This is a genomic window from Bradyrhizobium arachidis, from assembly GCF_024758505.1.
Lineage (GTDB): Bacteria > Pseudomonadota > Alphaproteobacteria > Rhizobiales > Xanthobacteraceae > Bradyrhizobium > Bradyrhizobium manausense_C.
The window spans coordinates 4326386-4353008 of record NZ_CP077970.1 but is presented as its reverse complement, the minus strand read 5'-3'; the positions used below and the strand labels follow the sequence as shown (position 1 = coordinate 4353008).

The window sequence follows — 26623 nt, the reverse complement described above, 5'->3', positions numbered from 1 at the left end:
GAACAGGCTCGATGAGGTGCAGGCTCAGCGCGCAGCGATCACCGCCGTCGGGCGATCAGTCATGCACCAACATGTCCCGCAAGACTGCATCCGGCTCCGGCTTCGCAGCCGGGGGCGCGTGCACGTCGATGGCCATCCTCGCTCGGACGCATGCTTGCTCTGAGCCTGGATGATCCGCCGCCGCGGTCCTCGCGACAAGCCCGGCAACGACCAGCGCGGCGAGCCTGATTGCGACGACAGAGAGAAGGGTTTCCGACGTGGCCATGGCTGACAACTATCGTCGGCCAAAAGGCGCCAGGCAATTCGGAAGATACGGCGGCAGCCTTCGACCTATACGAAGGCTGCACGAGCCTCGGCGTCCGCAGGCGTCTACCGCTCCTGTCGTCTTGGCTCACGTCTCGCTTTCGGGAGCGCCGAGTCCTTCGCGACGCCACACACCCGGGCTGACGCCAACCAGACTCGTAAATACCCGCGTAAAGTGGCTTTGATTGGAAAACCCGGCCGATATTGCGATCTCGGCAAGTGACAGGTCGCGGACGGTCATCAACTGCTTTGCCGCGCTCACGCGTTGGTGGAGGAGCCACTGGTGCGGCGGCAATCCAACGGACGTCCGAAACGCCCGGGAAAAATGGCTGACCGAGAGGCCGAGCTCAGACGCGATGTCCTGCAACGAAAATTTGCCGGCGAGATCGGATTCGAGCTTTTCGCAGGCTCGCTTCACCTGCCAGGGAGCAAGACCGCCGCGCATCGCCTCCGCGTCGCGCAATCCGCCATAGGCCTGAGCGACGTGCGCTGTGAGCGCAAGCATCATGTGATCGATGAAGGGCTGGTTGGCTTCGGATGGCCGTCGCAATGCCCGCATCAGCGACGCGCCGATGTGATGCACAACCTCGTCCTGAAAGCCGTTGCCGTATTGATAGTCGAGTTGGCCGACACGCCGCACGCCGGACTGCTCCGCGATACCGTCCAGCGCCAGAGCCGGAACATAGAAATGAAGGGAGTGGAACGGCTTTTCGATCACGAAGCGCGGATCGCGCTTCATGTCGTAGATATATGTCGTGCCTGCCACGATGCTGGGCTTGGCCACGCACTTGCCATCCTGCCAGTATTCGCAGTCAGGGTAGTCGCGGAGTTTCAGGCTGACGATATACGCATCCTCGGGGATGATTTCGCCGCAAAGACCCGGGACGGGATTGTCATCCCGCGTTTCGGTGACGGCCACGTCGACACCGCGCATGGACCGCGTGATCAGCGATGACGGTGTGTCCCGAAGGTGCAGAAGTTCCCTGAACTTCTCACCGTGAAAACCGCTCTGTGCCATAGGATCTCAGTTCATCAGTCACGCGGACCGGCGGATGCAAGTGCAAACCCGGATCATTATCGTGAATCGGCGATCTGCCGTCCAGCATGGCTGACGGCAGGATGATTTACGCAGCAATTCGAGGGTTCATGGCGCCGTCGGCATTTCGTCGCAGAATCGGACAAGGCATGGCCGCTTCGGGAAAGACGCCCGGCCTCTCGCTGCGCGAAAAAGACGTCCCAACGAGCCAAAGGTTCCCGTTCTGCCCAAGTTTCCTGCCGGTGCCGCCACGCCCGCATCCATCATCGACGCCCTGAAGGCGGCAGCTGATCTACCGCCAATGACCCGTGCGAGCTTCGCCTGGGGCCGATGCGTTCGGGGCACCTATACTCCCTCGGGTCAGGCCCGGGAGATCACGAGATCCCGCAGCTTCACCAAGCCATCGCGCGTGCTGGCGCGGTTCGCCCTGGACGGCGGCGATCCGATCGCGGCGAACACGAACCTCTCGTTGCGCGGCTTCAGCTTCCGGCTCGGCAGCAACGGGCAGCGCTCGGACGTTTTCACGCAAAGCGCCCCTGTTCATTTTGCCAGGACGCTCGATCAAATGCTGGCTTTCCTTCGCGCACGCAGTCCGGGACCGGACGGCAAGCTGGATTGGGACAGGATCGAGGCCTTCTCCGTCAGCAATCCTGAAACGCTGCATCAGGCGGACTACATAGCCGCGCATCCGCTGCCCGCAAGCTTTGCCGGCACGACCTATTGGGGGGTGCACGCTTTTCCCACGACGAATTCAAAGGGCGAGACGAGGTTCATCAAGTTCAAGGTCATCCCGGTCGGCGAAGAAGGCCGGCCGGCCGGGGACGAGGTCGCACCGAAGCGACCCGATCTCTTGCACGATGAACTCGACTCCCGCATCGCGGCCCGCGATATCAGATTCAGCCTGATGGCGCTGCTCGACCGTCCCGGTGACCCCGTGATGGATGTCACCATCCGATGGCCCGACGAGGATGCGCGCGACGCTTTGCGATTGGGAACGATCGTGGTCACCGGCGTCGAAGCGAAGGATGCGCGTGACGAGGCCGGCTTCAATCCGGCCAATCTTGCCGAGGGGATCGGGCGTCCGCCGGACGAGATGTTTGCAGCACGCTGCGCCGCCTACGCGATCTCGCAGACAATACGTCGCTGACCGGTTCGCCGCTTGTAGCAGGTTCGGACAAAGCATGGCGGCTTTGGGAAAGACCCTGGACCTGCACAGCGCCTAGAACGCGCGCCGAACACGCTCGATCGAAGTGCATCTCAACGGCGAGGTCATTGACCATGAGCTGCCAGCCAATCCCGCGCGACGTTTCGCAGCCGAAACAGTCCAACGCTCCCGAGACGTCCCAGCATTCTCTGCCGAATGGCGAACCGCGTCCCGCCGATCTGGAGATGGCGCGCGTGCTGAAGACCGCACCGGTCAGCATGGCCTCGGATCCCACCAGCGGCGCCATCGCCCACTGGAAGCATGGCGCCCTGCACGACGTCGTGGAACCCATGGCTGACCACGTCATCATGACGTATCCCACCGGCGTGCAACGTCTGGAGCGGCGCAACGGAAGGTCGATCGCGATTGGAACGGCGCGCACCGGCGTGGTCACGATCATTCCGGCCGGCTCGAGCGCGCGCTGGGACATTCCCGGATCCGTCAATGTGGTTCAGCTCTATCTTCCCCACAGGACGATCGAGCGCGTAGCCGGTGAAGCCGACATGTCGGCGCCGCGCGAGCTGCTGGAGCGAACGGGGCATCCCGATCCCATCACATCCCGTCTCCTCATAAGCGCATCGGATGCGATTGAAGGCAGCGCGGCACTGGATGCGCTGTTCCGGCACCAGCTCAACGATCTCTTAGCCACCCGCCTGCTGGCTGCACATGCCGGCTCGCCTGCCATTTTTCAGCCGACGCTGGGCGGTCTTGCGCCAATCACGCTGCGGCGCGCGATCCAGCGTCTGCACTCGGACGACGATACCGACGTCTCCCTTGCCGCGCTGGCGTCCGATGCCGGGCTGTCGCGCTTTCACTTCTGCCGCGCCTTCAAGGAGAGCACCGGGCTCTCGCCGCATGCCTGGCTGCGCCAGCACCGGCTCGAGCAGGCCATGAAGATGCTGCGCGACACCGACGACTCGGTCGTCTCGATTTCCGCGGCGCTTGGCTACTCCTCCCAGACCGCCTTCGCCGCGGCCTTCAGGAAGCTGACCGGTGACACCCCGAGCGATTGGCGCAGGCGCATGCGTTAGCAGCAATCGCTCTATAGCGATCGCAATCGCTCTGGGGCAGCGGCAAACCTGATCAGTTAGACCATCACCATGTCGAAACCAATCGACGGAGACAAATGATGATCGGGAAAAACTTCGTCAGCCGGCTGGCACTCGCGTCATCACGAAAGGCCCTCGCCACCGCCGTCGTGTACGGACTTTCGCTGGCCGTGCGCTTCACTTCAGCAACGGGGGAAGAGGTGGAAATCCCGCCGCAACACCCGCTGATCTCAATCATGACCAGGGATAGCTCGCGCCTTCCCTATCAGGACTGGGACCGCAGGCCCGCGCAGCCGTTCGTCTTTCGCCAAGGCTGGTCGCCAAGTTCGTCGCCGCCCGGCTGTATCGCCCCTTAAGGACCGGCGATTTCACTTCACCCCTTCGCGCCGTTGCCGACCGCAACACGGCCAGCCGCTACCCGGGAGCGGCGGCGGCAGCGCGCTTGTGCCCGAGAAGACCCAACCCAAGGAGAACTTTACATGCGACTAGTCATCATTGGCGCCGGCTTCGCCGGCATGTATGCAGCCCTTTCCGCCGCCCGCCTGCGCGATATCCAGGGTGTCACACCCGACGAGCTCGAGATCGCGCTGGTCGCAACTGAGCCAACGCTGGTGGTTCGCCCGCGGCTCTACGAACCGAATCCCGAAACCCTCACCGCACCGCTCTCGGATGTGCTCAAGGCCATCGACGTCGTCTACGTGCAAGGCAGCGCCGAGACGGTCGACACCAAATCCCAGATGGTCCAGATCGCGACCGGAAAAGCTACGCGCAAGTCGCTCTCCTACGACCGTCTGGTCGTGGCCACCGGCAGCCGGCTGTTTCGTCCGAACATTCCCGGTCTTGCCGAGCACGGTTTCAGCGTCGACTCGCTCGACGATGCGGTTGCCCTCGACAAGCACCTGCATGGCCTCGCCAAGCGACCTGCCGTGAACGGGCGCGACACGGTCGTCGTGGCCGGCGGCGGCTTCACCGGCATCGAGGCGGCCACCGAAATGCCGGCGCGGCTGCGCGAGATTCTCGGCAAGGATGCCAAGACCCGCGTCATCATCGTCGAGCGCAACAATGGGATTGCGCCCGACATGGGCGCAGGTCCCCGCCCCGTCATCGAGGACGCGCTGCGCAAGCTCGGCGTGGAGACGCGCATCGGTGTCGGCGTCGCCTCGCTCGATGCATCAGGCGTTACGCTGTCCAGCGGCGAGCACATCGAAACCGAGACGGTGGTCTGGGCAGCCGGCATTCGTGCCGCTCCCCTCACCGCGCAGATCAGCGCCGAGCGCGACAATTTCGGCCGGCTGCTGGTCGACCGCTGTTTGCGCGTGCCGGGCATCGAGGGCGTCTTCGCCACCGGCGATGCTGCGCGCGCCGCCTGCGATGACGACGGCAACTACGCACTGATGTCCTGCCAGCACGCCACGCGGATGGGCGCCTTTGCCGGCAACAACGCCGCAGCGGAGCTGCTCGGCGTTCCGACCAGGCCCTACCACCAGAAGGCCTACGTCACCTGTCTCGATCTCGGCGAAGCCGGCGCGCTGTTCACGCGCGGCTGGGAACGCAAGGTGGAGATGGTCGGCGACGTCGCCAAGAAGACCAAGCAGGAGATCAACACCGTCTGGATCTATCCGCCAAAGGCCGAGCGTGCCGCTGCGCTGGCGTCGGCCGATCCGGAGCGTGTCACCGATCTCTAGAGCATGATCCGGAAAACTGCGCAGCGGTTTTCCGAAAAGATCATGCTCAAACAAAGAGCTAAAGCGCGATGACGATTCAACCTGAAACCATCGCGCTTTAGACGCGCGAAGCGATGACGGCCGCGTTCCCCTCTGGCCGCGCGGCCTTCTCAACCAAGGCGGCCAGACGCCCACACTGAAAGCAGGAGACACCCATGAACCTACACAACACCCCGAACGCTGTCAGAGCCGCGCCCGAAGAGCTCGTGCCGTCGCGCTACGCGCTGAAGGTCGGCGACATCGACGTGCTGGTCGTCAGCGACGGCGTGCTTCCGCTGCCAACGACCATGCTGGCGCACAACGCCGCACCGGCCGACCGAGCGGCCTGGCTGAACGACATGTTCCTGCCGCAGGACGCGTTCGATTGGGCGCTGAACGTGGTCGTGGTGCGTAGCGGCGGCCAGACCATCCTCATCGATGCCGGGCTAGGGTCCGACCCGAACTTGAACTTGCCGCGGGCCGGGCAATTGATCAAGCGACTGGAGGCTGCCGGCATCGATCTTGGGTCCGTGACCGACCTGGTGCTGACCCACATGCACATGGACCATATCGGCGCGTTGCTCGTCGACGGGGTGAAGGACCATCTGCGCCCGGACCTGCGGATCCATGTGGCGGCTGCCGAGGTCAAGTTCTGGGAGGCTCCCGATTTCTCCCGCGTCTCCATGCCGCCGGGATTTCCGGACGCGCTTCGTGCGGCCGCGAAGCGGTTCACCAAGGAGTATCTCAACCATCTGCGGCCGTTCGAGCAGGAGCACGAGGTGGCGCCCGGGGTGGTCATCCTTCGCACCGGCGGTCATACACCCGGGCATAGCGTGGTTCGTCTGGCGTCCGGCAGCGACAGGCTGATGTTCGCCGGGGACGCCGTGTTCGCGGTCGGGTTCGAGCACCCCGACTGGTTCAACGGCTTCGAACACGACCCCGAGGAGGCAGCGCGCGTCCGTGTCCGTCTTTTGCGAGAACTCGCTGAGACCGGCGAGATGCTGGTCGCCACTCACGTGCCGTTCCCGTCCATCGGACGGGTGGCGATCGACGGCGACGCCTTCCGTTTTGTGCCCGCCTTCTGGGACTACTGACCGCGTGTTGGATTAGAGCCGAGCTGGGGCGCGTGCTCATCGCGTTGATGAGTTCACGCCCTGGTTTTGGCGCCGGCGATTGCGGATTGTGCGACGATCAGGAGCCGACCTGCTCACCTGGGCACGACGGCTTTCGCGTTGTCACGTGAAAAGAGCGGCGGCAGGTCGAACTTGCCGGTCTCAAGGTCATATCGGCAGCGCCAGCCGTTCACCACGCCGGTCTGCGAGCGTTTGCGACCCCTGACGTCGGCATCCCCCGACAGGCCAATCAGAAGATAGCGGTTCGCCGGCCAATCGACGCCGAGCCCGCGATAGTTGTCTTCAAACCCCTCCCACAGATACGCCGCCTCGTGATACTCCGGCGCCTTCACGACCTTCCGCCAGTCGGGCCTGCTCTTCATATAGGCCCAGGCGAGGTCACCGAGCGGCTTCCTGGTCGCGCTCACATAGCCCTGCGGCGTGAAGCGGTACAGGTAGAGCGACTGCTCGCCCGAGCCAGTCTTTTGCAGGCGAACGATCCAGTTCTGGTCATTGGTGAAGACGAAGGCCGCCGCGTAGCCGGCGGGCTCCGGATCAAGCAGCGCGAACGTGCCCTGCCGGCGCGCCCAGAACAGCCACTTCCACTCGTCGGTCTCCTGGTTGAGATATTGCTCGATCGTCGTCGCGCCGTCGGGCGATGTCTTGGTGTGCTTCTCTGCGATCGCGTAACCCGCGGGCGGAGCCGCCGGCGGTGCGGCGGTCGCTGCGTTGCAGACGCTGATGCCGCAGGCCATGAGCAGGCCGATCCAAAATGCCCTACTCTTCATCGTCCTGTTCCCTTGATGGAGTTACACGATAAGTCGCGCGTCGCCCGATCAAGTTCATCGTGGGATTAGCCGAAGCTCAGGTGCCAGGCTGGTAGTATCCGAGGATCGTAGCAAGGAAGCACAGGACCGCGCCGCCCGCCGCCATCACCATCGTCATCCAGTAGCGGATCGGCATGGCGTCGCGCTGAAACACGAAGTCCGGCGTCCACCAGTCCCACCAATCCGTGTTGTACATCGTGATTTTTCGCTCGACCGCGCCGTACCACACCCTGCGGCCGCAGTAGATGCACGCCGCGAGCGCGACGATGCGATAGCCGACCTCATAGATGAAGAAATGCATTCGGGCGTCCGGGGGCACGCAGGCGATTGGTTGCCTGATCTTGGTGTGACCGGATCGGGGATCGGTTCAAATGCCGGGCTGGCCGGGACGACGGCGAAGTATGCGGCTCCTCCTTCGCCCGCCCCCGAAATCCTGTCGCCGGCAACGCTCGGACGAGTCCGGCCGGCGTGGCGGTTCGCACAATGGGGAGCGGCGAAGCATGAACGCGGTCGGAGAGATAACATTGCGAGCCATGCAAATTCGCTGTAGTTCGCCTGTCTTGTGTTAGGCCGCAGCTCTGTGGCGGCCATCTCGCAGCGAGGTATGCATGACCTCTGGGTCCTGGATCAGCCGGCTCGGCGCGCCGTTCGTCGCATTGATTTTGATCGTCGGGCTGGTTTCGCCGGTACGCGCTATTGAGGATGCCCGAAAGGTCGGCGTGGTGTCCTTTGGCCTTTTCGGCGATCAAGGCGTGTTTAGAGCCGAGGCGACTGGCGCCGCTCAGGTCGTAGCGGCCCGTTTTGAGACTGCCTCGATCGACCTACAGTACAATTCAAAGAAGGGCGGACATGCGACGATCGAGGGCCTGGCTAGCTCGTTGCAGATTGTGGCCAGCCGCCTGAATCCCGAGAAAGATGTTCTCTTTTTGATTCTAACCTCGCATGGCTCTCCCGATGGCCTTGCAATCAAGGCGGGGCGGCTCACGCAAACGCTTACGCCGTCCCGTCTCGCTGACATGCTCGCGAAAACGGGCGTGCGACACAAGGTGGTGGTCATCTCTGCCTGTTTTTCTGGCGTTTTCATCCCACGCCTCGCGAATCCCGATGTGCTGGTCATCACCGCGGCCGATGCCCATCATTCTTCGTTCGGCTGTCAGGACAAGGCCAAGTGGACCTACTTCGGCGACGCTTTTTTCAACGTTGCGCTAAGGCAAGCGACAAGTGTGAGGAGTGCGTTTCTCGACGCGAGCCTGCTCGTTCGGAGGCGAGAACGGCGAGAGCATTTCGAGCCGTCAAATCCTCAGATGGCAGGCGGTGAAAACGTGCTGCCATTGCTCGTTGAACGTCCTTGAATTGGCAAACTGCTGCCTGTGGTTAGCGCGACGAGCGCAAGTGCTCGCGCGGTCCGGATCAGTGCGCGCTACCGGACAACGCTACGCATTGTCAGCAGCTACACTTGTCCGGGGCGGCTGCAGAGTGTGAGGCTACGCCTTCGTTGCCTCGCCCCGAAACCCCGTCGCCAGCACGTAGCGCTCGGATGAATCCTGCCGGCTGGCGGCCGGCTTCACGTGACGCACGGTGGCAAAGTCGCGCTTGAGCTGGGCGAGGAGCTCGGCGTCGGCGCCGCTCTGGAACGTCTTGGCGAGGAACGCGCCGCCGGGCTTGAGCACGTCGCAGGCAAAGGCGGCGGCGGTTTCGACCAGGCCGACGATGCGGAGCTGGTCGGTCTTGCGATGACCTGTCGTGTTCGCGGCCATGTCGGACATCACGATGTCGGCGCCGCCGCCCAGCATCGTGGTCAACTTGTCCGGCGCGTCATCGGCCATGAAGTCGAGCTGGGCGAAATCGACGCCGGGAATCTCCGGCATCTCCAGGAGGTCGATGGCGACAACCTTGCCCTTGCCGTCGACGGAGCCGACGCGCTTGGCCGCGATCTGGCTCCAGCCGCCGGGCGCGGCGCCGAGGTCGACCACGGCCATGCCCGGCTTCAGGAGCTTATACTTGTCGTCGATCTCGAGCAGCTTGAACGCGGCGCGCGAGCGATAGCCCGCCGCCTTGGCCTTGGCGACATAGGGATCGTTGAGCTGGCGCTCGAGCCAGAGCTTTGACGACAGCTTTCGCTTGCCGCCGGTCTTGACCTGGACGTGCAGCCGGCCGGTGGTGTCCTTGGCCATGGTCTCACCAGCTCCTGAGCGCGCCGTCCTCGCGCATCATCTCGACCAGCATGCCTTCGCGTAAGCCCCGGTCGGCGACGCGCAGGCGCGGCAGCGGAAAGGCGCGGCGGATCGCATCGAGGATCGCGCAGCCCGCCAGCACGAGATCGGCGCGCTCGACGCTGATGCAATTGTTGCCGGCGCGTTGCTCGTAGCTCATGCCGAGCAGCCGGTTGATGGTCGCCGTGATGTCGGAATCGTCCATCCAGATGCTGTCGATGCGGCGGCGGTCGTAGCGCGCGAGGTTGAGATGGATGCCGGCGAGCGTCGTCACCGTGCCTGACGTACCGAGCAGATGCATCTCAGTGAGATCGCGCCCATGCTCCTCGGCAAACGGCGCGACATGGTTCGCGACCTCCTGCTCCATCAGCGCGTAGATCGCCGGCGTCACGTCGCGGCCGCCAAACTGCTCGGCGAGCGTCACCACGCCCAGCGGGATCGACATCCAGGCTTTTATGCGCGGCTGGGGATTGTCCTCGGCCGGATCGCGCTCGATGCGCACGAGCTCGGTCGAGCCGCCGCCGATGTCGAACAGGATCGCGCCGCGTCCCCTGGGGTCGACCAGTGGCGAGCAGCCGAGCACGGCAAGCGCCGCCTCGGTCTCGCGGTCGATCACCTCGAGCTCGATGCCGGTCTCGGCTGCGACGCGGCTGCGGAACCCTTCGGCGTTCGAGGCCGCGCGACAGGCTTCGGTGGCGATCAGCCGCAGCCGCCGGGCCTTCCGCAGGTTGATCTTGTCGCGGCAAATGCTGAGCGCTGCGATCGCGCGCTCGATCGCGGCGTCGCTGATGCAGCCGGTCGCCGAAATGCCCTCGCCGAGCCGAATGATGCGCGAGAAGGAATCGACGACGCGAAAGCCGTCATGGGTCGGACAGGCGATCAGGAGCCTGCAATTGTTGGTGCCGAGATCCAGCGCCGCATAGATGCCGGTTCCCGCCCCATTCACGGGCGCCGCCGGTTCGGCAGCCAGCGCTGCCGACACCATCGACCCCTGCGGCTCCCCGCGCGGCGGAGCGCCGTCGCGGAGCGGCGTGTGGTCATTCATACAAACTGTCTTTCCACGGCGCCGAAAGGGCCGATCCGGAATTGCTTTTTCGAAGGAAACATTACCAGCGCGGCAAGTCAGCGCAACCATGCCCTTTCATGCGTTGTCGTGCAGGGAACGGTGGGTTATCTGAACGGGGCCCGGTCCGCGGCCGCCCCCCAAATCGCGCAATCGCCGGCTTTTCAGGTCATTTCCATGCAAGAACACACCAAATCGTCCTCGCTCGAAAACGCTATTGCACTGCAAAAATATGGTGTCGGCCAGCCGGTCCGGCGCAAGGAGGACGATACCCTGGTGCGCGGCAAGGGCCGCTACACCGACGATTTCAACCTGCCCGGCCAGGCCTATGCCTATGTCGTGCGCTCGACCCATGCCCATGGCGTGATCCGCGGAATCGACACCGCGGCCGCCAAGGCGATGCCGGGTGTGCTCGGCGTGTGGACCGGAACGGACCTCAGCGCCGCCGGCCATGGCCCCTTCACCTGCGGCCTGCCGCTCAAGAGCCGCGACGGCACGCCACTGCTCCAGACCAACCGCATGGCGCTCGCCACCGACAAGGTCCGCTTCGTCGGCGACCCCGTCGCCTTCGTTGTGGCGGAAACGCTGGCGCAGGCGCGCGACGCGGCTGAAGCCGTCGGTATCGACGTCGAGCCGCTGACGGCGGTGACCGATCCGGAACAGGCGGCGCAGCCCGGCGCGCCGCTGCTCTACGACCACATCCCCAACAACGTCGCGCTCGACTATCACTATGGCGACATGGAGAAGGTGAACGCGGCCTTCGCCGGCGCCGCCCATGTGACCAAGCTCGACATCGAAAACACGCGCGTTGCCGTGGTGTCGATGGAGCCGCGGGTCGGGCTTGCCTCCTATGACAAGAAGACCGAGCGCTACACCATCCAGGTGCCGACGCAGGGCGTCGCCGGCAACCGCGCCAACCTCGCCAAGAACCTGAAAGTGCCGAACGAGAAGGTGCACCTGCTGACCGGCAATGTCGGCGGCTCCTTCGGCATGAAGAACATCAACTATCCCGAATATATGTGCATCCTGTTCGCCGCGAAGGAGCTCGGGCGCCCAGTGAAGTGGCTCGACGAGCGCTCGACCAGCTTCCTCTCCGACAGCCACGGCCGCGCGCAAAAAATCCATGCCGAGCTTGCGCTCGACGCCGAGGGGCATTTCCTGGCGACCAAACTCTCCGGTTACGGCAATGTCGGCGCCTACATCACCGGCGTCGCGCCCGGGCCCCTCTCGCTCAACACCGGCAAGAACTTTTCCAGCGTCTATCGCACGCCGCTGATGAGCATCGACATCAAGGTGGTCCTCACCAACACCACGCTGATGGGCGCCTATCGCGGCGCCGGCCGGCCCGAGGCGAACTACTACATGGAGCGTCTGATCGATCGCGCCGCCGACGAGATGGGCATCAACCGCCTGACGCTGCGCAAGCGCAACTTCATCAAGCCGAACCAGATGCCGTTCCCCGCCTCCTCCGGCGTCACCTATGACAGCGGCGACTTCCAGGCCGTGTTCAACAAGGCGCTGGAGATTTCCGACTATGAAAGCTTTGCCAAGCGCAAGAAGGAGAGCAAGAAGGCCGGCAAGCTGCGCGGCGTCGCGGTCGGCTCCTATCTCGAAGTCACCGCACCTCCCGGCGTCGAACTCGGCAAGATCGTGTTCGATCCTGACGGTTCGGTGCAGCTCGTCACCGGCACGCTCGACTACGGCCAGGGCCACGCCTCGGCCTTCGCGCAGGTGCTATGTGCGCAGCTCGGCGTCCCCTTCGAGAGCGTCAAGCTGGTGCAGGGCGACAGCGACATCGTGCACACCGGCAACGGCACCGGCGGCTCGCGCTCGATCACCGCGAGCGGCATGGCGATCGTGCAGGCCTCGAAACTCGTGATCGAGAAGGGCAAGCGCGCCGCTGCGCACATGCTGGAGGCCTCCGAGGCTGACATCGAATTCGCCGACGGCGCGTTCACCATTGCCGGCACCGACCGCAGCATCGACATCATGGAGCTCGCAAAACGCCTGCATGACGGCAAGGTGCCGGAAGGCGTGCCCGATAGACTCGACGTCGACCACACCAGCGAGCCAGTGCCGTCGGCCTTCCCCAACGGCTGCCACGTCGCCGAGGTCGAGGTCGATCCTGATACGGGCGTGGTGCAGATCGTGCGCTACACCGGCGTCAACGACTTTGGCACCGTCATCAACCCGATGCTGGTCGCGGGCCAGCTTCACGGCGGCGTCGCGCAGGGCATCGGCCAGGCGCTGATGGAGCACATTCAATATGACGAAAGTGGCCAGCCGGTCACCGGCTCGCTGCTGGACTACGCGCTGCCGCGCGCCGAGGACATCCCCGCGATGACGGTCGGCGACCATCCGGTGCCGGCCAAGAGCAATCCGCTGGGCACCAAGGGCTGCGGCGAAGCCGGCTGCGCCGGCAGCATGTCGACCGTGGTGAATGCCGTGCTCGACGCGCTGTCGGATTACGGCATCAAGCATCTCGACATGCCGCTGACCTCGGAGCGGGTCTGGCGCGCGATCCAGGAGGCGAAGGGGACGGCGTAAGGCGGGGCGCCTTTTGCTGAGCGAGAGTCTGTCGCTGCTTCCACGCACACAACTGTCATCACCCGCGAAAGCGGGTGATCCAGTATTCCAGAGACAGCGAGAGTAGAGCCGAGAAGCCGCGGCGTACTGGATGCCCCGCTTTCGCGGGGCATGACAGCGGAGTTTGTGGAACGCGGCGCCGCACGCTCGATGCAGGCGCGCCTAGGCCGCCTGCGACACCACGCGATTGCGGCCGTCGTGCTTGGCGCGGTAGAGCGCGGTGTCGGCGCGCTTGAGGACGTCGGCGACGGCCTCGCCCTTCTGCTCCAGCGTCGTCAATCCGATCGAGATCGTGACTTCGATCCGCTTGGTGCCCTTGTGGACGGCAAAGGGCTCGCCCGCTATCGAGCGGCGCAGGCGCTCGGCGACCATGCCGGCGACGTGCAGATCGGTCTCCGGCATCACGATGACGAATTCCTCGCCGCCGTAGCGGCAGGCGAGATCGATGCCACGGATCGATTTTCGCACGCGCACCGCGAATTCGCGCAGCACGTCGTCGCCGGCATCGTGACCGTAATTATCGTTGATCGACTTGAAATAGTCGATGTCCAGGATCATCAGCGCTAGCGGCTTGCCGCGCGTGGACGCTTGTTCAGCGAGCGTCGCCAGATGGCTCTCCATGTAGCGGCGGTTATGCAGGCCGGTCAGCGCGTCGGTGATCGCAGCCTCGATCGAGTTCTGCACGTTGTCGCGCAAATGATCGGTATAGCGGCGGCGGCGAATTTGCGTGCGGGCGCGCGCCGAAAGCTCGTTCTTGTCGACCGGGCGCAAGAGATAATCGTTGACGCCGATCTCGAGCCCGCGCAGCAGCCGCGTGCCGCTCTCGGCTTCGGCAATCGCAAGGATCGGCACGTGACGGGTGCGCTCCAGCGAGCGCGCCTGGCTGCACAGCCGAAGCCCGTCGAAATTGTTGAGGTCGAGCGAGACGATCAGGAGGTCGTAATTGCCCTCGGCGGCGTGGAACAGCGCCTCCGTCGGGTTGGGCTCGACATCGACCGTGTGCTCGGCGGCGAGCAGAGTCGCGAGCCGCTCATAGGACGACTGCCGGTCGTCGACCAGCAGGATGCGGCCGCCCTTGCCGGTGTCGGTGATCGCGTTGCGCTCCGGCGCCTGCACCCCGATCTCGAGCGAGGTGATGGCGCGCATGCGCAGCTCATCGGTCATCATCTTCAGCCGCGTCAGCGAACGCACGCGCGCGATCAGCACGACATCGGACAAGGGTTTTGTGAGGAAATCGTCGGCGCCCGCTTCCAGACCGCGCACGCGGTCGGCGGGGCTGTCGAGCGCGGTCACCATCACGACCGGAATGTGATGCGTCGCCGGATCGGACTTCAAGCGGCGGCAGACCTCAAAGCCGTCCATGTCGGGCATCATGACGTCGAGCAGGATGATATCACATTCGGCGCTGCGAGACATTGCCAGCGCTTCGGCGCCGTTCGACGCCGTCATCACATCGAAATATTCGGCCGAGAGACGGGCTTCCAAGAGCTTGACGTTGGCAGGGACGTCATCGACGACGAGGATACGCGCGGACACTGAAATTGACTCCCTACCCGATAAAACGCCGGACCGTCTCAATGAACTTGCCGACCGAGATCGGCTTGGACAAATAGGCTTCGCAGCCGCCCTCGCGGATGCGTTCTTCGTCGCCCTTCATCGCGAAGGCCGTGACTGCGACGACGGGAATGGTGCGCAGTTCCGGATCGTCCTTGATCCAGCGCGTCACCTCCAGACCCGAGACCTGCGGCAATTGGATATCCATCAAGACGAGGTCGGGACGCATCTTGCGAACGAGATCGAGCGCCTCGTAGCCATTGCTGGTGCCCGAGGTCTGATAGCCATGCGCCTCCAACAGGTCGCGGAAGAGCTTCATGTTGAGCTCGTTGTCTTCCACGATCAGGACGGTCTTAGCCATCCCGCAACTCCCCACTTCCAGGAGATCTGTTCGACATGTGGCGCCTCAGGCGCCTCTCGACGGCGCTTCGAAAACTGGATTCAAACTAGCTCCAGATTCGCTCTAGTTTCGTTAAACCCGAGGCCCAACTTTCTGCGATTGGTTGCCGGTTGCTTGTCTGGCCTTGCGAGACTCGGGCATGATGATTCCAAAGTAGACACTGAAAGTTAATGGAAAGGCAAACCGCCCCCTTGAAAAAGCCTGTTCAAAACCCCCGCGAAGTCGCTGAAATTGTTGCGATTCAGGCGCTGTCTTTCGTTGCGGGCGACCCTGAAAGGCTGGGCCTGTTCCTGGCTGAGACAGGCATCGGCCCGGAGACCTTGCGCAGCGCCGCCGGCGACCCGAATTTCCTGATCAGCGTGCTCGATTTCGTGCTGCGCGACGATGCCACGGTGAAGGCTTTTGCGAACGTCTCGCAACTGCATCCGACCAACATCGCCGCCGCCCGGCAGGTGCTCGGCGACCCGCATTGGGAGCGCGACGTGCCGTGACCAATCCCGACCAGTCGGGACCTCAGACCGGACTTCAAATCGGTCCTGGCTGCTTCTGCCGGGACTGTCTGTCCGATCTCGATATTGCGGCGCGGCGCTGCATCCGCTGCGGTTCCCCTCGCCTCGTCCGCCACCGCACGCTCGCCGCCCTCACCATCGCCCATATCGACTGCGACGCGTTCTACGCGACCGTCGAGAAGCGCGACAATCCAGATATCGCGGACAAGCCCGTCATCATCGGCGGCGGAAAACGCGGCGTGGTGTCGGCTGCCTGCTACATCGCGCGCACCTTTGGCGTGCGCTCGGCGATGCCGATGTACAGGGCGCTCGAAGCGTGCCCGCACGCGACCGTGATCCCGCCCGACATGGCAAAATATGTTCGGGTCGGCCGCGAGGTGCGCCATGCCATGCAGGCGCTGACGCCGCTGGTCGAGCCGCTGTCGATCGACGAAGCCTTTCTCGATCTCTCCGGCACCGAGCGCGTCCACGGCATGATCCCGGCAAAAGTGCTGGCGCGCTTTGCCCGCGACGTCGAGCGCGATATCGGCATCTCGGTGTCGGTCGGGCTGTCCTGCAACAAGTTTCTGGCAAAAATCGCCTCCGACCTCGACAAGCCGCGCGGCTTTGCCACGCTCGACCAGGAGGAAGCGCGCACGATGCTGGCCGACAAGCCCGTCGGCTTCATCTTCGGCGTCGGTCCCGCCACGCAGGAGCGATTGGTTCAGCGCGGCTTCCGCACCATCGCCGATCTGCAAAAGGCCGACGAGATCGAACTGATGCGGCAGTTCCCGACCGACGGCCGCAGGCTCTGGCGGCTCGCGCGCGGCATCGACGACCGCAGTGTGGTGGCGGATCGCGGCGCCAAGACGATCTCCAGCGAAACCACGTTCGAGAGCGACATCCGCGATTTCGCGACGCTGGAAAAGATTTTGTGGCGCCTGTGCGAGAAGACCTCTTCGCGCCTGAAGACCAGCGAGCTCGCCGGCTCGACCGTCACGCTGAAGCTGAAGACCGCCGACTTCCGCCAGCGCACCCGCTCGCAATCGATCGCGGCGCCGACGCAACTTGCGGCAAAGATCTTTTCGATCTGCCGGGAGATGCTGGCCAAGGAGATCGACGGTACCGCCTTCCGCCTGATGGGCGCCGGCGTCAGCGCGCTGCGCGCGGGCTCGTCCGACGACGACACCGACATGCTCGACCGCCGCGCCGCGCACGCCGAGCGCGCGGTGGACAGCCTGCGCAAGAAGTTCGGCAAGGCCGCCGTGATCCGCGGCATCGCCTATGACGGGCCGGAGAAGACGGCGGAGGAGTGAGGGCGGCGGTTGGTGTGAGCCGAAGCAGGCGACCACAACCTCGCTGTCGTCCTGGCGAAAGCCCGGACCCATAACCACCAGCGGTCATTGTCGCGAAGACTCGTAGTCAGCGCGCTGCGCCACAACTACTCCCTGGGGTAATGGGTCCTGGCTTTCGCCAGGACGACATTGGGGTATGCAGCGTCCCCGTCAATCCACCACCGCCACAGCCTCGATCTCGATCAGCCATTCCGGCGCGGCAAGCGCCGTGACGCCGACGAGCGTGCTGGCCGGCGGGGTCATGCCTTCGAAGAAGACGCCGCGGGCCTTGCCGATGATGGGACGTAGTTCGGGCTTGTATCCGACGACGAAGGTCGTGATCTTGACGATGTTGGCGTAGGTCGCACCCGCAGCGGCGAGCGCGGCGCCGATATTGTGCATGACCTGCGTGGTCTGCGCGGCGAGATCGCCTTCGCCGACGACCCTGCCCTCCTCGTCGGTCGACACCTGTCCCGCGATGTAGATGGTGCGCCCGGCTGAGGCGACGACGACATGGGAGTATGCGGGATTGTGGTGCAGCTCGCTCGGACGGAGATGTTCGATCTTGGGCATGGTGCCGCCTCCCTGACGTTTGTTGATTGCAGGTGATCGTAACCGGGAGCGGTGCGGCGGGCCAGTGCTCGACCGAAATTCGATCTCAGCACTCCCCGCCAGTTCGAATTTCGAACCCTGGGCATCCCGGCCGTCAAACAACAAACCCAATCAACGCAAGCGCTTAGAGCCTCGCGACGGAGCTGGCACACAACCTGCGTTTCCCGATCGCATCTCGCCTCGCAGCGGGAGAGGACAAAGATCCAAATTAGGAGGGAAGCATGAGTGGGACGACCAACGGCGCGCGTCAGCCGGAACGCCTGGACGCAGTGGTGATAGGTACGGGAGTTGCCGGCCTCTATCAGCTCTACAAGCTGCGCGACGAGCAGGGCCTCAAGGTCAAGGCCGTCGATACGGCCACCGGCGTCGGTGGCACCTGGTACTGGAACCGCTATCCGGGAGCGCGCTTCGACTCCGAGGCCTATATCTACCAGTATCTGTTCTCGGAGAAGCTCTACAAGGGCTGGAGCTGGAGCGAGCGCTTCCCCGGTCAGCCGGAAATCGAAAAGTGGCTCAACTACGTCGCCGACACGCTCGACCTGCGCAAGGACATCCGCTTCAGCACGACGGTGACAAGCGCCGTCTTCAACGAGGCAACCCAGCGCTGGACGATCACCACCGACAAGGGCGACACGATCGACGCGCAGTTCCTCATCACCTGCTGCGGCATGCTGTCGGCGCCGCTGACGTCGGTCTTTCCCGGACAGGAGACCTTCAAGGGTACGCTGGTCCACACCGGCCGCTATCCGAAGGAGAAGCTCGATCTCGCCGGCAAACGCGTCGCCGTGGTCGGCAATGGTGCCACCGGCATCCAGGTGATCCAGACCATCGCCGGCGAAGTCGGCAGCCTGAAAGTGTTCGTGCGCACGCCGCAATACATCATTCCGATGAAGAACCCGAAATACGGGCCGAAGGAGGTCGAGGGCTACAAGGCGCGGTTCGAGGAATTCCGGAAAGTTCTGCCCCACTCGTTCACCGGCTTCGAATACGACTTCACCAATGGCGCCTGGAAGGATCTCACACCGGACCAGCGTCACGCCGTTCTGGAGAAGATCTGGGATGAAGGCTCGCTGCGGCTGTGGCTCGCCTCCTTTGTCGAGATGTTCTTCGAAGAGGATGTCAGCGAGGAGATCTCCGAGTTCGTCCGCAAGAAGATGCGCGCGCGCCTGAAGGACCCAAAACTCTGCGAGGCGCTGATCCCGACCGATTACGGCTTCGGCACGCATCGGGTTCCGCTCGAGACCAACTATCTGGAGGCTTTCCTCCAGCCGAATGTCGAGCTGGTCAGCGTCAAGAACAACCCGATCAAGCGGATTACGCCCCAGGGGATCGAACTCACCGATGGAACGTCGCATGCGCTTGATGTGGTCATCCTGGCCACCGGCTTCGACGCCGGCTCAGGTGCATTGACGCGCATCGACATCCGTGGCCGCGACGGCCGCTCGCTGAAGGACGAGTGGAGCCGCGACATCCGGACCACTATGGGTCTTCAGGTCCACGGCTACCCGAACCTGTTCACGACCGGCGCTCCGCTGGCGCCGTCGACGGCGCTCTGCAACATGACGACGTGCCTGCAGCAGCAGGTCGAGTGGATCAGCGATTGCATCGCCTATCTCAAGAAGAACCAGTTGAACGTCATCGAGCCGACCAAGGCGACGCAGGATGCCTGGGTCGCGCATCATGACGAGGTCGCGAACACGACCCTCGTGACCAAGACGCACTCCTGGTACATGGGCTCGAACGTCGAGGGCAAGCCGCGCCGTCTGCTCTCCTATATCGGCGGCGTCGGGACCTATCGCCAGAAGTGCGATGAGGTCGCCTCCTCGGCCTATCCCGGCTTTGCCAAGCAGTGAACGCACACGGGGCTGCGCAACCTTTTGGGTGAGCGCGGCCCTCCATCCCGCATCATCATGACAAATTCGGAGCAACACATGACCAAGGAATTCAAGGCGGCGGCTGACGCCATTCTCCATGAGACGGTCACGACGGGCCAGGGCGTCCCAGGCGTGGTGGCGATGGTGACAGATCGCAACGGCAACATCTACGAGGGCGCCGTCGGCAAGCGGCGCACCGACCAGTCGGCGCCGATGACGACCGACAGCAGTTTTGCGATCTTCTCGACGACCAAGGCGATCACCGGCACGGCGGCGCTGCAACTGATCGAGGAAGGCAAGCTCGACATCGATGCGCCCGCGAGGAAGTACGCGCCTGACATCGGCAAGCTCCAGGTGATCGACGGCTTCGACGCCAAGGGCCAGCCAAAACTTCGCGCGCCGAAGCGTGACGTGACCACGCGCATGCTGCTGCTGCACACCGGCGGATTCGGCTACGACTTCTTCAACGAGAACTATCTGCGCCTGGCGACCGAGCACGGACAGCCGAGCGTGATCACCTCGTCGAAGGCCGCACTCATGACGCCGCTGCTGTTCGATCCCGGCTCGAAATGGGAGTACGGAACGAACATCGATTGGGTGGGCCAGGTTGTCGAGGGCATCACCGGCAAGCGGCTCGGCGAGGTCTTTGCCGAGCGCATCTTCAAGCCGCTCGGCATGAGCGACACCACATTCGCGATCAACGATGCGGTGCGCAGCAAGCTTGCCGGCGTGCATGCGCGCAACGCCGACGGCTCGCTGACCCCGATGGACTTCGAATTGCCCGCGAGTCCTGAGGTCCATATGGGCGGCCACGGCCTCTACAGCACGGTCGGCGACTACATGCGCTTCATCCGCATGTGGCTCAACGACGGCGCAGGTCCCCATGGCCGGGTCTTGAAGCCTGAGACCGTGAAGATGGCCGAGAAGAACCAGCTTGGCGATCTCAAGGTGACGGCCTTGCCGGGCGTCATTAAATCGCTCTCGAACGATGCGGAGTTTTTCCCGGGCCTGTCAAAATCCTGGGCGTTCACCTTCATGGTCAACGACGAGAAGGCTCCGACCGGCCGGCCAGCCGGTGCGCTCGGCTGGGCGGGATTGGCGAACCTGTTCTACTGGATCGACCGGCAGAACGGCTTTGGCGGCTATTGGGCAACCCAGATCCTGCCCTTTGCGGATGTGGCGTCGTTCACCGGCTACATGCGTTTCGAAACCGCCTTCTACGACAGCCTGAGCCAACGCAAGGCCGCCTAGATTTCGCCTTGTTGCGATCTTCGGTCCGCCTTCAATCGCCGCATTTTGCAGTGCGGCCGGAGGCGGACCGGGGTAGCACCAAGGTCGCGATTGTCCGTTGCACGTTTCCATGGATGGTTTCACAATCGGGAGATGAAGCTCGGGGTCCACAGATCAGGACCACTCAGCGCGTCGAAGGAGGGAACGTGTTGGGGCAGACGCCAGAGGAAGCTTTTGCAAATCCTGACATCGTCCGCGACGTCCTGACAAACTGGGAGTACTTCCAGTCCGGGATCCTCGCTGCGCGACAGGTCGTGCGTCCCGCGATCAGCGATTCCTGGCGGCGGAGCCAGGAGTCGGCCGTCGACCACAGGCGCGGCCAGGCTCCGATGCCGATGCGTGATGAGCGGCTCCAGCGCCTGCTCGACAAGCGCAACCGGCTGGTCCAGGCCGGCGCCTCCACCATGGCACTGGCGCGCGACTATATGTCGGAGACCGGCACCGTGATGGTGCTGACCGATGCCGACGGCATCGTGCTGCGGCTCGAAGGCGACACCAAGATCGCCCTGCGCAATGCGGTGGAGAAGACGCACCTCCTCCCCGGCAGCAACTGGAGCGAGACGGTCTGCGGCACCAACGCGATCGGCACGGCACTGGAAACCGGCCAGCCGCTTCAGGTGCATGCGACAGAACATTTTTGCTCCGGCATTCAGCGCTGGACCTGCTCGGCCAGCGTGATCCGCGACCCCATCGACGGCGCGGTGATCGGATCGATCGATCTGTCCGGGCTGTCCGATTCCTACGGCCGACAGGCCCTGGCGCTGGCGATTTCGGCGGCCGCACGCATCGAGGCCCAGTTGCTTCAGATGGAGATGGAGGCGCGCTATCGGCTTCTCGATCAGTGCTTCTGGCTGCTGCCCCCGTCGGACCGGCATCACGCCGTGTTGTTCGACAGCGCCGGGCGTCCCTTCAAGGCCAACGGAGAGATCACGCAGATCATGCGCGATCTCGGCGCGCCGAAGTGCGAGCCGAACTTTCCGCAGCTCAGAAGCGCCGACGATCGGCCATGGGACGCCTCGCGTCCGGCCTGGATCAAGGAGGAATGGCTGCGGCCGGTAGACCATGATGGCGAGCATCTGGGCACCATCATGGTGGCGCCGAAGGCCGCGGCCCGGACCGTCTCGCCATCAGCGCAAAACTCAGCCCGCACGTTCGGAAACATCATCCACCGCAGCCCGAAGATGCATGCGGTGGTCGAGAAATGCCGCCGCGTCGCGTGGACGTCCGCGCCCGTCTTACTGCTTGGCGAGACCGGCGTCGGCAAGGAAATCTTCGCCCAGGGGCTCCACACGGCCTCGCCGCGCCGCGACCAGCCGTTCATCGTCGTCAACTGCGGCAGCATCTCGCGCGATTTGCTGGCCAGCGAACTGTTCGGTTATGTGGACGGCGCCTTCACCGGCGCGCGTCGCGGCGGCATGGCCGGAAAGATCGAAACCGCATCCGGCGGCAGTCTTTTCCTCGACGAGATCGGCGAACTGCCGCTCGACCTGCAGCCGATGTTGCTGCGGGCGCTGGAGAGCGGCGAGATCAGCCGCGTCGGCGAAGCGACGGTCCGCAAGGTGGACTTCCGCCTGATCGCCGCGACGAACCGCGACCTCGACGCTGAGGTCAACGCGCAGCGCTTCCGCAAGGACCTGTACTACCGGCTGGCGGTGGTCCCGATTGCCATTCCCCCGCTACGGGAGCGGCCGGACGACATTCCGATGCTGGTCGATCATTTCGTTGCCCAGGCGAGGACGCGCTATGGCCTCGGCGATTGCCGCTTCTCGCCCGAGGCCCTGGCACTTCTGCAAGGCCATGACTGGCCGGGCAATGTGCGCGAGCTGCGCAACCGGGTGGAGAGCCTGCTGCTGACCAGCGCCGGCGAGGTGATTGAACCCTCGGACTTGGCCGATCTCTCCTTCCGGACAGAAGTCCACGCCAGGACGGATCTGGGCCTGTCGCTCACGGAGGTGACGGAACGCGATCTCATCGCGCGCACGCTGCGGTCATGCAACGGCAATGTGGCAGCCACTGCCTCCGCGCTCGGTCTCGCCAAGAGCACCGTTTACGCCAAGCTGCGTCACTATCAGATCCGTGCCGACTGAGGCGCGTTCAAAAAACTTGAGAAGCGCTCAATTGCAGGGCTTGGCGTCCTTGACGTCGAACTTGCCCATCGCGCCTGAAATCACGAAGTCGTTGTAATCCAGCACCAACGCGCGGGAGACGCCGTTCTCGTAGAGCTCGAACGCCATGGCGTAGACCGGCGTTTGCTCGCCCTCTTTCTGCTGCGCCTCGCGGTCGAAATAGCTGACCGTGACCGGCCAGCGCATCAGCGACTTCATGTGGTCGTCGCGGGTCGAAGGATCAGGCGCGGCAGCCGTGCGCTCGGCCGGGATCGCCTGACCGATCACGGTGAGCGTGTTGTAGACTTTTTCGCCATTGTCGGAGCCGTCATAGACGCTGAGCTCCAGCAGCGACTTGCCTTCCTTGGCGGCGGCGATGATGCGCTGGATCTGCTCGGTCGGGAACACGGTGGTGCCATCGAGCGTAAAGGTCTTCGGCACCGGCAGCTTCAGCTTGACGTTGATGTGGTCGCCGCTGCGCTCAGCCGATCCGTCGACCTGGCCGCTATCGGTGTCGTTCATCCGCGTCTCGATCTTGAAGCGGTAGCTCTTGCCCCCCGCGTCTTCCCAGGAGTTGGAGCGGAGATCGCTGAGCGTGATCTTGCCCTCGCCGCTGTCGAGCTCGGAGACCTGGCGGAATTCGGACGTGTAGCCCTCGCAACTATTGCCGGTGAAATTGTAGAGGATGCGGCCGCGCGCGCTGTTGACGGAGTTGCTGCGCGACTTGACGAGGCTCAGCTCATACAGCGCCTGGTGCGGAAGGAACGGACCGTTCGCCGCCGCGGCTTCGCCGCCCGCCGCAAGCGCGGCCGCCGCAAACGCCATCACACCGAGCGACGTCCGGAAAAGGTGCACCATGTCTGTTCCCTGGGGATGCGAAGATTCGCCACATTAATGGCCGTTCCATTGCGTCGCAACTGCGGCGGCTTCACGGAAAGTTGCGCTTTTTCGTTGAACCTCCTGTTCTGCCTCAGAAAAATGCAACCCTGAACGGCGCTGGGCAAGCCGGCGGTCGCCTTGCATGCGGCCGGCCAATCGGCGAAACAGGCGCACCCGGCTGCAAACCTGAGTCCGGGTCATCACAGCAGGCATCGAGGGCGCAACATGGCAGGAACGGTCGAACAGAAGCTCGCGGAACAAGGCATCGTCCTGCATGAGGCCCCCGCCCCGGTCGCCAACTACGTTCCATTCGTGCGGACCGGCAACCTCATCTTCGTCTCCGGCCAGGTCTGCTTCGATCCGCAGGGCAAGCTGATCGCCAAGGGCAAGCTCGGCGCCGGCGTGACCATCGAACAGGGTGCGGCTGCGGCTCGCGGCTGCGCCGTCAATCTGCTCGCCCAGGTCAAGGCGGCGCTCGGCGACCTCGACAAGGTCGTGCGCGTGGTCCGGCTCGGCGGCTTCATCAATTCCGCGCCCGACTTCGTCGACGGGCCAAAAGTGCTGAACGGCGCCTCGGACCTGATGGTTGCCGCCTTCGGCGACAAGGGCCGCCACGCCCGCACCACGGTCGGCGTCGCCTCGCTTCCGGCGGATGCCGCCGTCGAGGTCGAAGGCGTGTTCGAGGTCGCCTGACGCGGAGGACGAGCGTTGCGCGCTCCGGATTGGCTGACCCAGCGGCCGGTCGCTCATCGCGGCCTGCACGACATCTCACGCGGCGTGGTCGAGAACATGCCGGGCGCGGTGCAGGCTGCGATCGCGGGCAATTTCGCGATCGAGGTCGACATCCAGCTTACCGCCGACGGCGAGGCCATGGTGCATCACGACGATGCGCTGGGACGCCTCGCCGACGGCAGCGGTCTCCTGCTCAAAAAGACCGCGGCCGAGTTGAGGGCCGTCACCTTCAAGGACACGCCCGAGCGGATGATGTCGCTGACCGACCTCTGCGCCATGGTCGCCGGCCGCGCGCCGCTGGTGATCGAGGTGAAGAGCCATTTCAAGGGCGACCGCAAGCTGGTAGCTCGGATGGCCGAGGTGCTCGCCTCCTATGATGGACCGGCGGTCGGCATGTCCTTCGATCCCGACCAGGTGCTGGCGCTTCGCGAGCTCATCCCGTCACGGCCGCGCGGCATCGTCGCGCAGCGAACCTATGACGATGGCCACTGGACAAAACTCACGCAGGAGCAGCGCGATTCGATGCTGTATCTGCGCCATGGTTTGCAGACCCAGCCGCATTTCGTGGCCTTCTCGGTCAACCATCTGCCTGCTCCCGCTCCCTGGATCGCGCGCAACGTATTCGGCTGCCCGCTCCTGACCTGGACGGTGCGCACGGCGGAGCAGCGTGCGGCGGCGGCGAAGTATGCGGACCAGATGATCTTTGAGGGGTTTGTGCCGTAGGCTCCGACGTCGTCCTGGCGAAAGCCAGGACCCATACCGCGTGATCTCTCGATGGCGCGCGGTGCCAGTCCCGATGAAGGCATAGCGACTGCCAGTCTTCGCCAAACTCTGGCCTGTGGTTATGGGTCCTGGCTTTCGCTAGGACGACTCGTGAAGGGATCACGCCCGTATCGCGAAGACGAGTCCGCAGCACCAGCCGAGTTCCCCACACCCCTTGAAGTCGCTACCGCAATGCACGATCTTTGACGCAGGGGTTGTTCAAGATACGCGATGGCATCTTCCGAAATCACGCTCGAGGCCGTTCCATCCATTGGCGAAGTGTCCGCTGAGGACTGGAATGCTTGCGCCAATCCGTCTGGAGTAGCCGATCTCGGCCCCTCATCCGCGCTGTCGGGTGATTGCACCGGGCTTTCAACACCCGCCTATAACCCCTTCGTTTCCCATGCCTTTCTCTCGGCCGCTGAGAATTCAGGTTCGGCGACGGCGCGCACCGGCTGGGGGCCGCGGCACCTCATCGCCAAGGTCGATGGCAAGGTCGCCGGTGTCGTGCCCTGCTATTTGAAATCGCATTCGCAGGGTGAATACGTCTTCGACCGCGGCTGGGCCGACGCCTATGAGCGCGCCGGCGGACGCTACTATCCGAAGCTCCAGGTCTCGGTTCCCTTCACGCCCGCAACCGGCCCACGCCTCCTGATCCGCGACGGCGTCGATCGCGCGCGCATCGCGGAGGCGCTTGCGAGCGGGCTGATCGCGCTCTGCGGCGTCAGCAAGGCGTCCTCCGTGCACGTCGCCTTTGCGCGCGAAGCCGAATGGAAGCTGCTCGCGAGCCACGGTTTTCTGCAGCGGACTGATCAGCAGTTCCACTGGCACAATCACGGCTTTGCGACGTTCGACGATTTTCTGGCGACGCTCAACTCGCGCCACCGCAAATCGATCAAGCGCGAGCGGCGCGAGGCGCTCGCAGCAGGGATCACCATCCACTGGCTCACCGGCAGCGACATCACCGAGGACGCCTGGGACGCGTTTTTCGCGTTCTACATGGAGACCGGCTCGCGCAAATGGGGCCGGCCGTATCTGACGCGAAAGTTCTTCTCGCTGATCGGCGAGAGCATGAGTCGCGACGTGCTTTTGGTGATGGCCAGGCGCAACAACCGCTGGATTGCCGGTGCGATCAACTTCATCGGCGCGGATACGCTGTTCGGCCGCAACTGGGGCGCGGTCGAGCACCACCCGTTTCTGCACTTCGAGGTCTGCTACTATCAGGCGATCGAGTTCGCGATCAAACGCGGATTGAAGAACGTCGAAGCCGGCGCGCAAGGCGAGCACAAGATCGCACGCGGCTACCTGCCGCAGACGACGCATTCCGCGCACTTCATCGCCGACCCCGGCCTGCGCCGCGCGATCGACGATTACCTCAAGCGCGAGCGCGCCTATGTCGCGGAAGCCGGTCGCGAGCTTGCCGAGATGGGGCCGTTCCGCAAAGGCCTCGAAGAGGCGCCTTGACGCCATCCGCCGGCTGGTGACACAAACGATATT

General features: G+C 64.2%; 24 protein-coding genes. 15 read left to right on the top strand and 9 right to left on the bottom strand.

The features are described 5' to 3' along the window. Positions 1-391 precede the first annotated feature (391 nt). Positions 392-1321, bottom strand: coding sequence for a helix-turn-helix domain-containing protein (locus KUF59_RS19945; protein WP_212462594.1), 930 nt, complete (start codon positions 1319-1321; stop codon positions 392-394). 319 nt (positions 1322-1640) lie between these two features. On the opposite strand from KUF59_RS19945, the gene KUF59_RS19940 reads away from it, so the two are divergent. The 5 genes from KUF59_RS19940 to KUF59_RS19920 all read left to right on the top strand — a co-directional run bounded on the left by KUF59_RS19940 (position 1641) and on the right by KUF59_RS19920 (position 6389). Continuing rightward, positions 1641-2486 carry a catalase gene (locus KUF59_RS19940; protein WP_212462593.1) on the top strand — a complete coding sequence of 282 codons (846 nt, stop codon included), beginning with the start codon at positions 1641-1643 and terminating at the stop codon, positions 2484-2486. A gap of 131 nt (positions 2487-2617) precedes the next feature. Further along, positions 2618-3574, top strand: coding sequence for a helix-turn-helix domain-containing protein (locus tag KUF59_RS19935; protein ID WP_249141074.1), 957 nt, complete (start codon positions 2618-2620; stop codon positions 3572-3574). A 95-nt stretch (positions 3575-3669) separates the two neighbouring features. Next, a complete protein-coding gene (locus KUF59_RS19930) occupies positions 3670-3948 on the top strand; it encodes a hypothetical protein (RefSeq protein WP_249141071.1) in 279 nt (92 codons plus the stop codon). A 123-nt stretch (positions 3949-4071) separates the two neighbouring features. Further along, positions 4072-5277 (top strand): NAD(P)/FAD-dependent oxidoreductase, encoded by a 1206-nt coding sequence (locus KUF59_RS19925; RefSeq protein WP_212462592.1) that lies wholly within the window; start codon positions 4072-4074, stop codon positions 5275-5277. Between the two features lie 194 nt (positions 5278-5471). Next, positions 5472-6389 carry an MBL fold metallo-hydrolase gene (locus KUF59_RS19920; protein WP_258769880.1) on the top strand — a complete coding sequence of 306 codons (918 nt, stop codon included), beginning with the start codon at positions 5472-5474 and terminating at the stop codon, positions 6387-6389. 113 nt (positions 6390-6502) lie between these two features. Here the strand turns inward: KUF59_RS19920 and KUF59_RS19915 are convergent, their stop codons facing one another. Together KUF59_RS19915 and KUF59_RS19910 are read right to left on the bottom strand one after the other, a co-directional pair. Beyond that, entirely contained in the window at positions 6503-7195 is a 693-nt protein-coding gene (locus KUF59_RS19915) for a hypothetical protein (protein WP_258769879.1), read from the bottom strand. A 76-nt stretch (positions 7196-7271) separates the two neighbouring features. Then, entirely contained in the window at positions 7272-7535 is a 264-nt protein-coding gene (locus KUF59_RS19910; protein WP_212462589.1) for a hypothetical protein, read from the bottom strand. 307 nt (positions 7536-7842) lie between these two features. Between KUF59_RS19910 and KUF59_RS19905 the strand changes: the two genes are divergently transcribed. Next, positions 7843-8586, top strand: a complete 744-nt coding sequence (locus KUF59_RS19905; RefSeq protein ID WP_212462588.1) for a C13 family peptidase — start codon at positions 7843-7845, stop codon at positions 8584-8586. 132 nt (positions 8587-8718) lie between these two features. Here the strand turns inward: KUF59_RS19905 and KUF59_RS19900 are convergent, their stop codons facing one another. Next, positions 8719-9408, bottom strand: coding sequence for an RlmE family RNA methyltransferase (locus tag KUF59_RS19900; protein WP_212462587.1), 690 nt, complete (start codon positions 9406-9408; stop codon positions 8719-8721). 4 nt (positions 9409-9412) lie between these two features. After that, on the bottom strand, positions 9413-10492 hold the full coding sequence (locus KUF59_RS19895; RefSeq protein ID WP_212462586.1) for a Ppx/GppA phosphatase family protein: 1080 nt from the start codon (positions 10490-10492) through the stop codon (positions 9413-9415). Between the two features lie 195 nt (positions 10493-10687). Here KUF59_RS19895 and KUF59_RS19890 point away from each other — a divergent pair, with 195 nt between their 5' ends. Next, a complete protein-coding gene (locus KUF59_RS19890; protein ID WP_212462585.1) occupies positions 10688-13057 on the top strand; it encodes a xanthine dehydrogenase family protein molybdopterin-binding subunit in 2370 nt (789 codons plus the stop codon). Positions 13058-13258: 201 nt separating this feature from the next. Here KUF59_RS19890 and KUF59_RS19885 read toward each other — a convergent pair whose 3' ends face one another. Beyond that, positions 13259-14632: a PleD family two-component system response regulator gene (locus KUF59_RS19885; RefSeq protein ID WP_258769878.1), complete on the bottom strand. Its 1374-nt coding sequence runs from the start codon at positions 14630-14632 to the stop codon at positions 13259-13261. Positions 14633-14645: 13 nt separating this feature from the next. Further along, complete coding sequence (locus KUF59_RS19880) at positions 14646-15011, bottom strand: response regulator (RefSeq protein ID WP_027553080.1); 366 nt, start codon at positions 15009-15011, stop codon at positions 14646-14648. Positions 15012-15241: 230 nt separating this feature from the next. Between KUF59_RS19880 and KUF59_RS19875 the strand changes: the two genes are divergently transcribed. Both KUF59_RS19875 and KUF59_RS19870 read left to right on the top strand, forming a co-directional pair. After that, a complete protein-coding gene (locus KUF59_RS19875) occupies positions 15242-15541 on the top strand; it encodes a DUF3572 domain-containing protein (protein WP_212462628.1) in 300 nt (99 codons plus the stop codon). Beyond that, on the top strand, positions 15538-16854 hold the full coding sequence (locus tag KUF59_RS19870; RefSeq protein WP_312015540.1) for a DNA polymerase IV: 1317 nt from the start codon (positions 15538-15540) through the stop codon (positions 16852-16854). Before KUF59_RS19875 ends, KUF59_RS19870 begins: the two co-directional genes overlap by 4 nt. A 189-nt stretch (positions 16855-17043) precedes the next feature. Here KUF59_RS19870 and KUF59_RS19865 read toward each other — a convergent pair whose 3' ends face one another. Next, entirely contained in the window at positions 17044-17445 is a 402-nt protein-coding gene (locus KUF59_RS19865) for a RidA family protein (RefSeq protein WP_212462583.1), read from the bottom strand. A 260-nt stretch (positions 17446-17705) separates the two neighbouring features. Between KUF59_RS19865 and KUF59_RS19860 the strand changes: the two genes are divergently transcribed. The 3 genes from KUF59_RS19860 (at position 17706) to KUF59_RS19850 (ending at position 22735) form a co-directional block, all read left to right on the top strand. After that, on the top strand, positions 17706-19337 hold the full coding sequence (locus KUF59_RS19860; protein WP_212462582.1) for a flavin-containing monooxygenase: 1632 nt from the start codon (positions 17706-17708) through the stop codon (positions 19335-19337). A gap of 78 nt (positions 19338-19415) precedes the next feature. Then, positions 19416-20609 carry a methyl acetate hydrolase AcmB gene (gene acmB / locus KUF59_RS19855; RefSeq protein ID WP_258769876.1) on the top strand — a complete coding sequence of 398 codons (1194 nt, stop codon included), beginning with the start codon at positions 19416-19418 and terminating at the stop codon, positions 20607-20609. A gap of 443 nt (positions 20610-21052) precedes the next feature. Beyond that, positions 21053-22735 (top strand): sigma-54-dependent Fis family transcriptional regulator, encoded by a 1683-nt coding sequence (locus KUF59_RS19850; RefSeq protein ID WP_258769875.1) that lies wholly within the window; start codon positions 21053-21055, stop codon positions 22733-22735. Between the two features lie 27 nt (positions 22736-22762). Here the strand turns inward: KUF59_RS19850 and KUF59_RS19845 are convergent, their stop codons facing one another. Beyond that, positions 22763-23611 carry a cell envelope integrity EipB family protein gene (locus tag KUF59_RS19845; protein ID WP_212462579.1) on the bottom strand — a complete coding sequence of 283 codons (849 nt, stop codon included), beginning with the start codon at positions 23609-23611 and terminating at the stop codon, positions 22763-22765. A gap of 246 nt (positions 23612-23857) precedes the next feature. Between KUF59_RS19845 and KUF59_RS19840 the strand changes: the two genes are divergently transcribed. From KUF59_RS19840 to KUF59_RS19830, 3 genes are all read left to right on the top strand, one after another. Continuing rightward, entirely contained in the window at positions 23858-24325 is a 468-nt protein-coding gene (locus KUF59_RS19840; protein WP_212462578.1) for a RidA family protein, read from the top strand. Positions 24326-24340: 15 nt separating this feature from the next. After that, positions 24341-25087 carry a glycerophosphodiester phosphodiesterase gene (locus KUF59_RS19835; RefSeq protein ID WP_212462577.1) on the top strand — a complete coding sequence of 249 codons (747 nt, stop codon included), beginning with the start codon at positions 24341-24343 and terminating at the stop codon, positions 25085-25087. A gap of 270 nt (positions 25088-25357) precedes the next feature. After that, complete coding sequence (locus KUF59_RS19830; RefSeq protein WP_258769874.1) at positions 25358-26590, top strand: GNAT family N-acetyltransferase; 1233 nt, start codon at positions 25358-25360, stop codon at positions 26588-26590. The last annotated feature ends 33 nt before the right edge of the window (positions 26591-26623 follow it).